Source organism: Yoonia sp. GPGPB17, assembly GCF_037892195.1.
GTDB lineage: Bacteria > Pseudomonadota > Alphaproteobacteria > Rhodobacterales > Rhodobacteraceae > Yoonia.
This window is the reverse complement of sequence record NZ_JATACI010000001.1, coordinates 1-11,804: the sequence shown is the minus strand read 5'-3', so window position 1 is coordinate 11,804 and position 11,804 is coordinate 1. Positions and strand designations below refer to the sequence as shown.

The following is an 11,804-nucleotide window of genomic DNA, read 5'->3' as shown; positions in this document are numbered from 1 at the left end:
CATCAGTGAGTTTCCCCACGCTCGCTTTCACCGTCCACAAGGTCGGCCCGGTGTAGCTCGTATTCGCGGTCACCAATCTCTTCGACGACGACGCGCGCGGCTTCGCTATTGGCCGTCGCAGCATCGGATTTCAGGTAGGCTTTTGCCGCGTAGAGGCGGTCAAGGCGGTCGTCGATCTGGTCTTTCAGAACATCGACATCCCCCTCGCGCAATTGGTCGATCTGCTCTTCGGCGAGCTCACGTTCGACGGCTTCGCGATAGCTCAGCCCCTGAGCCTCATCCTGGAACGGTGAAGTCAGATTGCCAGCGCGCTCATGGTCGATGACCCGCTGTACCTCTCCGTCCAAGCGAGGGGTCTCAGACGCCTCTCGGTCGGTATCAGTCTGAGTTTTGGCCTCGGTCAGCCTTTCACCTCGATCTGTGAACAGCTCTTCCTGCTGCTCCTCAATGACGCCGTCGTCACGCAAAACCTCATTTCGCTCTAGCGTGATCCCAAGCTGCACATGGGCACGATTGAGCGTCTCGCGGGCGGTCTCCAGATCGGAACGACGCTCCAGATTCAGCCCGTCGGATTCTGCCACCCGCTGCAGATCATCCGCAATCCACTGCCGTTCGAGCGCCGCGTTTTGTGCCCCCGTCTCCATCCGAGCGATGACCACCGAAGAGCTAATCCCTGTTCCCCTGAGAGCAGTGTCGACCTGCGCCCGGACGTCCGGCTCCCGCAGCCGCTCCAACTGATCGCGGTCAATATTGGCTTCCGAGTAGACCCCGCCTTCTGATGGCTTCTCAGTGAGCGTCACCGATCGCAACCCAAGCGGCTGCATGTGTGCCAGACGCGACTGGATATCGTTGAGGCGACGCTCCAGGGCCGGGCGCTCTGCCTCAGGCTTGTCAGCAATCACGTTCTGCACGCGCTCGACCTGTTCTGCGTAGCGGATCTTTAGATCATCGAAGCTCTGCTCCTCGGCCATATAGACACCTCCGTCCAAATTCAGTTTTCCGCCTCGCGCCAAAAGCTCTCCGGCTCGGAAAAGCGCATCGGATATATCCTCGCGGGCTTCTCGCGAGGCCTCCGCGGCGAGCGAATGGAACACCTTCCTCGTGTTCGCGATCTCGGCCAGCGCGCGCTCCGAGTCAGCCCCAACCCGTGGCCGAGGCTCAGGAGCCCTGCCCTCTTCCTTGGCGGCATAAACCTCGCGGGTGCGTGCCGGATAATGTACAATACCCCGATCAACCCGTCGGGTGGCTTCGAGACGCACGCCGAACGTCTCCGCCTCCTCGACCATCGCCAAGCGGAAGTCATCGTAGTTGAACCTGTGGTCCCGCCCGAGGAAAAAGAACTCCCCCTCTTGGGAGCGCCGGTTCAGAACAATGTGGGCATGGGGATGATCCCGGTCCTCATGGACCGCAATGATGTAATCGAAGTGTCCTTCGTCAGTCTGAAAGAACCTCTCGGCGACAGCTGCTGTGATGTCTCGAACATCCTCGCCGCGCGTTCCGATAGGGTAGGAGAGGAGCATGTGTGTTGTCTGCCCAAGCTTCGGCTTGAACCCCGCGCTCCAGCGTTTCGCGAAACGCTCCGCCAGGTTCTTGATCTCCTTCGGTTCCAGTTTCGCCTTGCCATCGAGGAAGCCCGAACTGTCGACGATGTGGGTGGACTTCGTGGTCAGATATCCAAGCTGGTTAGAGAGCTCAGATTTGGAGTTCGTGCCTCCGCCACGGATCGCTTTGAACACCGCTGCACGATGACCTGCTGCCGCTCGGATTAGCTGCTTCTGCTTGGCAACATGAAGCCCCTGCATCGAGCCCCGGATGCGGCTCCAGCCATCCTGGAACACCTCCCCAGTGACGGCATCTACGGCGTCATTCTGCGGCATGGGCAAACTCCCTCAAGGCGGCGTTGACCTCCAGCTGCATCGCGTCGCGACGCTGGCGTACGAGCAGGTCGATCTCATCCGCAGAGTCCAATACAAACCGCGCCAGTCCGCGCAACTGGGCGAGCTGCAGCTCGGAGAAAGGCGCTATCCCCTGCCCCGCTTGATTGGCTTCCACCATCCGTTTCGTGAGCTGCGCGACCCCGTTCCCCAGGTCATTCAAAGACGCACGATAGCGCACCATTTCGGCGGCCAGTTGGACGTCCGGAACGAAGGTGCCGCCTGCCGCCTGCATGAGCCGTCTGAGCCCTTCTGTGCGCGTCTCAATCCCCGCAGTAGCAAACACGCCATCGAGAGCCTCTAGCTCCACGGGCGTCAGCTTTACGGTCACGGCTGCCGTCGCCACGGCAGTATTCTTTTGCCTATCTTCGTCGGCCTTCAGGACATACCGAACCGCCCGCGACGTCACCCCGAAGCGCTCGCCAAGCTTCGACGTCGAGACACCTTCCGCGGCCTCGCGAACGATCTCCATCTTCTCATGCTCGCTCAGTCGTTTCGATCGGGACATGCGGAAGAAAGCCCCCCTATTTCCTGCCAACTTCATTCAAGGCTGCACTCAGCATACGATGCTATATTGGTATGTCAATAATATACTTATGTAGATTGGATATCCGGCAGCCTTGAATTCCGTTTCAGGCCGAGCGCGGAAGGCGCGAGGCCACGACCTTACTGGCCACTTCGGAAACGCTTCGTGGCTGGTCCCAAATCGAGAAGTAAACCTGCAGCTGACACGGAATACTCTGTTCGGTTGGCAAATGAATCCAAAACTCATGCTGTGCAGCACTTTTGCAGGCTCAAACGTCAGGCCGCTACTGCAATGCTACTGTGTCCAAAGCGTGAGAAGCTCTGCTCTCTGTTCATCGTGTTTAGCGGGGTTATTTTCGATCAGCTTTCGGAGATTCAGCAGCTTCCATTTGACCGCTGGCAAGTCAGCGGCCTGAGGAAGTCCAATCGCATCAAAGTTGGGTTCGGCATTGTGCAAGCCGAGCAAGAAGGCCTGCGCGTCATCATCAAGACGTGCCCGGATTTCATCAACCAATCGCGCCCGAACGGCGACAAGCTCGTCTAGGCTGACTGGGTCTTTTGTCATACCTAGGAATTCTTGCGCGTAGTGTTGCTCGAGGTCAGCGAAGTTCGGATTTAGGAGCTCATGCGCGGGCCGAGGGGAGCTGGCAACATAGATCAAGAGCGCTCGAAACAACGCGTCAGTCAGAGCCTCGTTTTCATAGAGGAGCTTGACGTCGAAGAGGTCTCTCGGGTGCTGTCGGTCAAGAGCCGCATGAAGCTTGCCACCGTACAGGTCTTCAAAGGAAACAACTTGCGTTTCTGCAAATCCAAATTCCGCCTGAACCGCATCCGAAACCGTCATCAGTTTTGGAGAGTGGATGACGCCGCGTGTCACTGGAGATGTTTCGATTTTGATCTCGGCTGCGCCAAGCCGTGCGGCCAACCGTGTGGCCCCTCCCCCACCACCCTCAATGCGCCGCGCCCTAGCACCTGCAATGCCTTCCTCAATCGAATTCACCAACCGGTCCATCGCCGCATTGATCTCGGCAAGGCTCTCAGTGCGGTCCTTAATCGGCAAATAGGTCAGATCGATATCAACAGAGAGGCGTGGCAAGTCTCGATAGAACAGATTGATCGCGGTTCCGCCCTTAAGCGCGAAGATTTCCTCTTTCGCTACGAGCGGCAGAATCCGGACCAAGAGCGCGACCTGTGCCGCATAGGGGTCACGCGCCATCAGCATCCTCCCCTGGCACAAAATCCGTCGGAACCATGATCCTGTAACGTGGATGCATCTTCCCGCCTTTGACAAAGGCGCGATCCCCTTTTCCAAGATCAAAATTTGCCGCATCGAGTTGCTTGTTCCAGGCGTGGTTGTGCTTGTCGGCGAAGACAAAGAACAAGCGCTTGGTCTTAATCTTGCGGCAGGTCTTCAGAAGCTCAGTCAGCAGGCGGGGTCGCAGCGTAGTGAGGCCTTCAAAGGTCATATCAAGGTTGTGAAAGCTCTCGTCGTCAGGCAGTTCATCTATGGCTTCCAGTATTGCGCGCTCTAGCGTAGACGTGGTGAGCCGCCAGCCATTTGACGTCATGACATTATTGCCAGCGGTGCCCTCCATGAGCCCTAGAGACGTATCCTCAAAGAGTGTGGGCTTGCGGGTTATGACGTTGCGGTTGAGTGGCAGCTTTGCAAGCCAGTTTGGGATATCTGATCCATAGACCCACAGTGCGGGCGTCTGTCCGAAAGGCAGGTAGTGGCTGTAGCCTTGTTCAGCCAAAGCGGCTGTGCCGCCCACATGAAGGTTTCGCTTCATGATATGCTGCAAGGAAAGCAGACAGGCGCGCCAATCTATGGGGTCTTCAGAGATGGCGGTTCCATCTGGGCGTTGGAAAACACCTTGCGCAACACGGTTCAACCATCCTCGGTTCACGTAGTCTCGGAAGGTTTCATAGGCGATACCGTTCTGTGTCAACCACTTGGCATCCACCATGTAGCCATTTGGAACCGCATTGAGAACCCTCTGTAGTTTTCCTGTCGTTTCAGTGCTCATAACGCTGTAATTATCAAATTTTCAAAGAGAAGAGCAAGAACTCTTTAGGAATATTCTGCTTTCAGCGCTTAAAGCACTGAAATATGCCGATCTTTCAAGAGCCACATTCAATTCGATCTTGGCCTCTTCAGAAGCGTGCGCCAATCAAGGCTCTTGTTGGTCAAGTCTTGGACGAGTCTGAATGCATATCCACGATGATTGCTGATCGTTTCTGTACGTTCCAGCAAATAGCCCAATATCATGAAGCTAAGCGCTGGACCAAGGTCCTTGATCGCAAACCACGTGTTCCCAAGATCTAGAAAGCCAGCTAGATCGTCCATCAGGCGACGGCAGTCGTCTTGGTTCTTTGCAAACCTGAGTTCCAGGCACAGCTTTGGGTAGGCGCGTTCCATCTGATCTTGGTCAACTTCAACTTTCAAAGAAGTATCTTCTTTTACTGACTGACTCTTGGATGTCTCTTTGTGCCCCTCAATTTCGGGGGCAGTGTCCCTCAAATCTTCCGGTTCTTCGAAGCTTATCTTCGAGATTTCCACGGTGATTTCACTCAGAAGATCGCTCAAAGCCTGTTTGTCTGGTCGCCGCCTTAGAAGGTTGCGGGCCTTGGTGAGAAGGCTTTCGTCCCAATTTGAGAGCGACAGGCGCGATTTGAGGTCACCCAGGGCCGCTGAGCACATATCTCTGAGCCTTGCCAGTTCGCTTTTGAGGTCTTGGTGTTCTTGTGCCATGCGCAGGAACTCATGGTAGCGTTTTGCGAGAGGCAACAGTGAAAGACCTGTAGCCAACACAATGTTACCGTGCCGGTCTCTACGAGCCCAACGTTTCCCATTCCCGCTTGATCTACGGCTTAACAGGCCCAAGGAAACCAGTTTCGTGATGTGGCGCTCAACGGTCTGAACACTGACATGCGCACGTTTCGCCAATGAGGCATTCGACGCAAAGCAGATATGTCCATCGTCTCTGGCAGCGTCGATGCTATCTACGCGCAAGAATGAGATCATCGCTCTTAGAAGGGAGATTGATGTTCCCTTCAGCCCGAGTGGCTCTCGGATGTCTTCGATTGTTTTGAGGAGTTGCCATTTGCTTTCGGCAATACCTCCCTGCCCCGTCGACATGCGCGACGAGTGTGCTCCGGTGGGAGCCGTCCCTTGTAATGTTCTCATGATTTGCCGGTAGGCAAAGACCACCCGTCCGCCCAAGAGCGTTTTTTATTGCTTCGCGATTCGGTGGCTGCTACGATTCAGGTGTCTAATCTGAGAAGCGTAGAAATACGTTCAGCCCTCGAAGCTCCGGTTTCGGGGGTTTCTCTTTGCTTACATCCTCCTTTGTTGCTCTAGCCTCTGGTGTCATCCTCAGGGTTTACAGCTGTAAACTTCTGGTAGGATTTCTTGATGATGTCTTCGAGTTCCTGGTCGAGCCACTCCGCAAAGGCAGCGCTCTCCCCTGCCCTTTTGATGGACAGTGCGATTGATCCACGGCCAGATTTGATCGTGACGCCTGGAACGGGCGTGACCTCCCTGCCCTCGCTCGGGCGCGCGCCCCGACGCGTGATCTCTTTGAGGAGTTGATCAAGCTGGTCGTCCGACGTCAGCTCAGTGCTCAGTTTTGCCAAGATCGCAAAACACGATGATGCGTTTACTTTCTTTGAGAGGAACGCTTCAGCTAGCGCGGTCCATTTAGGCCGTCCCGACTTAGGCGCGGCTCCGATTTGGTCGCCCACATCGTCTGGGATGTTGTCCGTAACTTTAGTCAGATGCGATAGCCCCGACTTAGACAGGCTGAGGACTTGCCGCACGGTTTTGGTGTCGTGTCCTGCGGCTTGAATGACTGCGGCAAACCTTGCTTTCTCATAAAAGGACAGATTGCGCCGCGCAGCATTCTCAAGGCCTTTGGCTAGAAGTGCAGTCGCGTCGTCGAGATCTTGAACATTGGCGCGGACTTTTAGGCCGAGTTCATGGCAGGCACGTAGTCTTCTGCGTCCGTAGATGATTTCAAACCGTCCATCTGTCTCTGCTTTGCGGACCAAGATAGGGACTTGCTGGCCATTCTCCTCGATGCTGGCCTTGAGGACTTCAAAGCCGTCGGCATCCTCGTCGGAGTTTACAGCTGTAAACCCGTCGAGGCGGTCCTTAGGACCCCAGTCGTCGATCAGGGCCGGGTCCAGCTCGCGAATAGCTGAGAGCGAACCCTGAAGGGCCCCCAGAGCCGGTGCGGCTGGTTTTGAAGTGCGGCCTTTAGGCTGTGGGCGGGACTCCGCAATTGTCTTGGCAATGCCGCTGAGGTCTTGAAGTGATTTACGCGCCATCAGATACGCCCCCATGCTTGGTGGATCATAGCTTCAACCTCGCTTCCCACGGCATCCATTGAATCCTTGGCGCGATCATACGTTGAACGCGTCATCTCAGAGCGGACGACTTCGTAAATTGATTGCTTAAGCATAGTTGCATCGCTAATCGCCGTGCTCTTGAGCGCGGTGGCGGTCATGACGCGATCCATGAAGAGCGCGCGCATAAACGAGGTCAACTGCTGGGATGGCACGTCCGTCGGCTCATCTCGGGTGATCAGAAACTTGAAGTGATCATATTGCAGCTGAGCGCCTAAGCATCTTCGATAACGCCCATATAGGCGCCTGCGAGTTCCAGGAACTGAGCGGTTGAGGATACGTCGAGCATCGACGGAGTGAGCGGAACTATCAACGATGTCGCCGCGGCCATGCCGGAGATCGTGAGGAAGCTGAGTTGTGGTGGGCTGTCCATCAAAACGATGTCGAACTGATCCTCGACTTGCTCCAAAGCATTGCGGATGCGTAGGAAGAAGGGCTGGTCTGGATTGGAGTTTACCGCGGATTCAGTCTCGAATTCCGACAAGAGAAGGCGGGCAGGGGCAAGCGATAGACCTGGGAAGTAGGTTGGTATGATTACGTCTGCAAACGGAACCGGATCGTCATAGCGAATGGCATCATAGACAGTCAGACCATCAAACTCGATCTCTGGATTGATGCCGCACATCGAGGTCAGTGATCCTTGAGGGTCCAGATCAACCACAAGAATTCTGTAGCCGTGCAGGGCAAGATAGTGGGCCAGATGGATAGTCGACGTGCTCTTGCTGGACCCACCTTTGAAATTCATCAATTGCCAGACTTGCAAACGTTCGCCGTCCTTGCGTCCGGGGACGTATCTTCCTTTTGTTCGAGACGTTTTCTCAAGGATTTGGCGGGCGTCCCAAAGCTCTTGGGCCCTGTAATAGCGTCGACCTGCGCGCACGTCTTCCGGTTCGGGTATCGTGCCTTCACCGTGGACCTTGCGCATGAATTGGCCCGATACGCCAAGCAGTTCTGCAGCCTCTGGGGCTGAGAACGCTCGCAATGATTTGGTGTTATCGGGCGCAAAAGCGGTCAGGAGATGCTCGCTGATTGCTCGGTTCAGCCGCTCGGAAATGTCCGTTGCCAACTCGGAGGGTCTGTCGGTAATATTTGGTGTCGCGAGAATCATATGGTTGCCCCAATTTGCTCAATGTGGCTTTTTTCGCGCCACTTGGGGATAAAAGGGTCGATTCACCACCCTAAGTCAATGATTTTCTCATATTTAGTGTCTAGCTCAATGGTTTGCGCAAGATAAGACACTAAGCACTACGGAGTGATAGACGGTAAGTTTACAGCTGTAAACTCCGTTTAGCCCATCATCTCGGTGCTAGAATAAGGGATTTCGCGATAGCGAAGCCGCGCGAATAGCGCCGGGCCTGAAGGGGCAGGGGGTCACTCCCTGCGATATCAGGTCACCCTTACTGGGTTGCAGCTCAAAACGAGATGCGGGTATGGCCATCTCTCACGCACAAAAAAGGCTCCGCTTTCGCAAAGCCAGTTGATCCTCACCACAAGGATTGAACACGGTAGGGCAGGGCGCTAGAACGCGCCCCGCCTCGTGATCATGCCATAACTTCTGGAAGCCATGCATTAATGCGTTTGATTTGGGCGTCTGTGACGCCTTGAGCGCTCCACATGTCTGGATCGCAAAACAGAGCCTCTAACTTCTCGGCCTTTTCGCTTTTCTTCAGCTTGGCAAAGGTGGTTGCCGTCGGGTGATCCTCTGAGAGGTCGAGCAACTCGCACCACAGATCATTGAGGTATGGTCCACCAATGCGACCAAAGAAATTTGCGGCCGTTGGTGTGAAGTTTTCACGGATGTCAGTATCGACCAGTTTATCAATGACCTCCCCCAGTCCTTCATCAACGCTCAGCAGGGCAGCGAGATGACGGGTAACCTCCCCCATGACAAATTCGGGGCCTTTGGCTTTGTAGGCTCGAAACACACGGGGCATGTCACTGCCGAATTTTGCGGGTTTGGTTGCTTTGGTCAGCCGTACGTCGAGAACGTAGCCTGCCATCTCAGTTGTTGGCACGTTTGGCACTTCGGTTTCCTGCAAGCCAAGGACGCGTGTGTAGCCTGACTTGCCTGACAGCTGGAACGCTAGGAGTGCCAAGTGAAGCTCTGGATCGCTCAGGGCGGCGTTCTGCCGAGCGCCAGTCGCGATGCGGTCTAAATCTATCCGCAGCTTGTTTGTGATCGGTGATTTGGTGCCTGAACTGCCAGCATTATTAAATTTGGCCAACACGCCTGCTTCAATGGCGGCCTTTTTGTCTCTTCCGCGAATGAGACCTGTTTCGTATTGCAGAGTTCCGGCACGGTCCACATAGACGAGAACGCCCGCATGGGCCCTTTGCGTTTCGGTAAATGTCCCATCGAGAATAAGCTGAAGTGCCGCCAGTTTTGCGTGACCATCGTCGTCCAGCGCGTCACCTTCGGCCAATTCCGCCAAGGCATCGTATTCGTCGCTTTGGTCCTCGTTCAGCTCACCATTGTCGGCATAGATGCGTGCCAGTTTCATCTCCTCGATCTGATACCAGCCGACATAGCTTTCGTTGATGGGTTCTGCCCACTTCCAGCCCTCTGCAATCAGTTCCACGGATGCATCGGCGAGCTTCTTGCTGAACAGATCATCGAGAATTGCAGGATCGTCGATCAGAATTTCATCTGCGAAGAGGTCGGTGCTCGTGCGGCCACAGGCCTCCTTATAGGCATCAAGCCCGACATATACGGCCTTGCGATCACTGTCTCTAACGGCTTCGGGTTTGAGCATTTTCTTGATGCGATGGTCGCTTTCACCGGTGCCACGCACATTCTCAAGAACCTCGAAGGTGCGTTTTTCATCATCGCTGATGGTGAAGGCTGCAGCATTGGAGAGGCCGATTTCACCGCTGCGCAGAGCGTCAATGACGGGGCAGGGGAGGTTGGCCAAGGCGAGGCGGCGATACACATGAGCTTCGGTGACGCCGTAGGCTGTTGCAATGTCAGCGACAGTGGCCCCACGCCTTTCCATTGCGCCATAGTCCAGAATTTCATCGGCGGGGTGGAGGGCTTCACGTTGCGCATTCTCTGACGTTGCCCAGTATTCTGCCGTGGCCTGATCTGGGGCCATCTTAACTGTAACCATCTGAAATCGTGCATCATCTTGTAAAAGTTTGAGAGCGCGATAGCGACGCCCGCCGACCACCACGCCTACTCCTTTCACATCGCGAAAACCTGCGAGGTCTTGGATAAGACCGTAGGCTTTGATGTTTTCGGCCAAGGCGGCAATGCTCGCTTCGTGGATTTCCTTGCGCGGGTTGAGGTCGGAGATGTGGAGGTCAGTGAAGGGAATTTCTTCGAGAGGAGCAGAGATTTTCGATTGATCGTTCATTGGATTTGTCCTTGTTCAGTTTTGAAGGGTTGAAACAGCGCCTGCCATCGATGGTCGGGGCACGCAGATGCGTTGATTGGATGCGCCCATAACGCGGGCGCATCTCACTCAGTATTCGGAGGCGTGTAGGATGGTGAGAACGCGCCGCGTGACTTTCACATTGTTGGGGTCATTGCTGCCCATGCTGTAGTCTTGATCGTAAAGATCGATTTTCCAGAAGATGTGGTAGCTGTTGTCTGCGATCTCGAACTCAAAGGCTCCGAAGGAGTGGTCGCCGTAGGGGTCATTGTCTTCGGTAAACTCTGAGAAATTCTGTACCCGCTGCATGATGATGGCTTTGGCTGCTGGCGAGAGGTCTGCCACGCTGCGTGTCAGAACGATTTGGCCGGGAACGGTAAAGTCGGCGCCCCAAGTGGTGCGGAACCTGTCGTTTTGTTCTGCAATGATTGCGTTGGTCTCAGCTTCGTCATCGGGCTCACTTCGTTGGGTCATACCGCTTACTCCTTTGTGGTGTGGTTGGGGTCTTTGCCCCATAGGTTGTCTGGTTTTGAGAAAAGCCCCTTGAGGGCGTCGTCTCCAAAACCTGACCCACTGGCGAAGTGCCGGAGTGAGCAAAGGCACACCCCAAAAGTGCAGAAGTGGTGCGGCCCGCAGGCAAAGTCCGAGGACACGGTTTTGCTCTTTTGGGGTTGCCTGCGCGAGAACCCAGCGGGTTCTAAAGCAAACGTCCCGTAGCGGCGTATCGCGCTTGCGCGAACCCCTAGGGACCATGAAGTCAGGATCGGGCGAGATCCGTTGCACCAGCTGATCGTTACCCGAATGGGCAGATCACCTCGCCCCGAACCCAATACGAGAAGCAGAAGACATACCGGCTCAATTCCATCAGTGATAAGTGTCTGTATGAGGAAGAGGGCAGGGGAGAGGTGTTCTGGGCGCAATACGGCTTGCAGGACGCAGCCTAGAGCGGCGTTGACGCGCCCATAGGGCGGGGCAGGGGCCCAATCAACCTAATTGGCGGTGCATACAGCTAAGATATTCATGTTTACGTTTCAGACGCTCTTGTGGTTCCTCGTAAGTCCGGACAGAATCCTGCGGTATCCCGCGCACCACTTTCGGCCCGCGGATCGCATCGCGCATAGACAGACCTTAAGGTCGTTCACCGCTTTGACGGTCATTTGATCGCCAGGGTAGCCCGACCAACAAACCGTTGCGCCCGCAATCCGTGTTATTGTCCAGGTCCTTGAAGTGAGGTTCAAGCCTTAGTGTAGGGGTGTGATGTGGTGCCAGCCTTGTCCCGTTTCGACTTGAATATCTCAATCTGGAAGCCAAAGAAGAACCCAAAGACTACATAATTGAATCAATAGTTTTGCGTTTCATGCGTTAAGAAAGCACAAGCATCGTCCACATTTGGATTATAGCAGGCGGATTGGGAGCTTAGCGGCAAACTTGGGATTTTGATGAAACTATGCACGCACATAAGGGAAAGGCGCGGGCAAAGCCCGCGCCAGACGTCTTAGTTTGAGTAAGGGATGAAGCGATATTCGCCGTCAGTATCGTTCCTTACTGCATTGGCGCGGATTTCACC

Annotated in this window: 8 protein-coding genes and 1 pseudogene; all 9 read right to left on the bottom strand. The window is 55.1% G+C overall.

Features of this window, described 5'->3' with window-relative positions; translation table 11 throughout:
• Nucleotides 1-2: 2 nt before the first annotated feature.
• Nucleotides 3-1,877, bottom strand: a complete 1,875-nt coding sequence (locus tag QTO30_RS00050; protein WP_340421628.1) for a relaxase/mobilization nuclease domain-containing protein — start codon at nt 1,875-1,877, stop codon at nt 3-5.
• The gene (locus QTO30_RS00045) at nt 1,864-2,442 is read right to left on the bottom strand and encodes a transposase (protein WP_340421690.1); all 579 of its coding nucleotides are present in this window, start codon (nt 2,440-2,442) and stop codon (nt 1,864-1,866) included. Before QTO30_RS00045 ends, QTO30_RS00050 begins: the two co-directional genes overlap by 14 nt.
• Nucleotides 2,443-2,754: 312 nt before the next feature.
• The gene (locus tag QTO30_RS00040) at nt 2,755-3,675 is read right to left on the bottom strand and encodes a nucleotidyl transferase AbiEii/AbiGii toxin family protein (RefSeq protein WP_340421627.1); all 921 of its coding nucleotides are present in this window, start codon (nt 3,673-3,675) and stop codon (nt 2,755-2,757) included.
• Complete coding sequence (locus tag QTO30_RS00035; protein WP_340421626.1) at nt 3,665-4,486, bottom strand: type IV toxin-antitoxin system AbiEi family antitoxin domain-containing protein; 822 nt, start codon at nt 4,484-4,486, stop codon at nt 3,665-3,667. The genes QTO30_RS00040 and QTO30_RS00035 overlap by 11 nt, the downstream gene beginning before the upstream one ends.
• Nucleotides 4,487-4,593: 107 nt before the next feature.
• Nucleotides 4,594-5,598 carry a helix-turn-helix domain-containing protein gene (locus QTO30_RS00030; protein ID WP_340421625.1) on the bottom strand — a complete coding sequence of 335 codons (1,005 nt, stop codon included), beginning with the start codon at nt 5,596-5,598 and terminating at the stop codon, nt 4,594-4,596.
• 218 nt (nt 5,599-5,816) lie between these two features.
• Nucleotides 5,817-6,788 (bottom strand): plasmid partitioning protein RepB, encoded by a 972-nt coding sequence (gene repB / locus QTO30_RS00025; RefSeq protein WP_340421624.1) that lies wholly within the window; start codon nt 6,786-6,788, stop codon nt 5,817-5,819.
• Nucleotides 6,788-7,974 (bottom strand): annotated as a pseudogene (gene repA / locus QTO30_RS00015) (plasmid partitioning protein RepA). The gene repB and the pseudogene repA overlap by 1 nt, the downstream one beginning before the upstream one ends.
• Before the next feature lie 433 nt (nt 7,975-8,407).
• Nucleotides 8,408-10,219, bottom strand: coding sequence for a ParB/RepB/Spo0J family partition protein (locus QTO30_RS00010; protein ID WP_340421621.1), 1,812 nt, complete (start codon nt 10,217-10,219; stop codon nt 8,408-8,410).
• Nucleotides 10,220-10,327: 108 nt separating this feature from the next.
• Nucleotides 10,328-10,711: a DUF3768 domain-containing protein gene (locus tag QTO30_RS00005; RefSeq protein WP_340421620.1), complete on the bottom strand. Its 384-nt coding sequence runs from the start codon at nt 10,709-10,711 to the stop codon at nt 10,328-10,330.
• Nucleotides 10,712-11,804 lie beyond the last annotated feature (1,093 nt).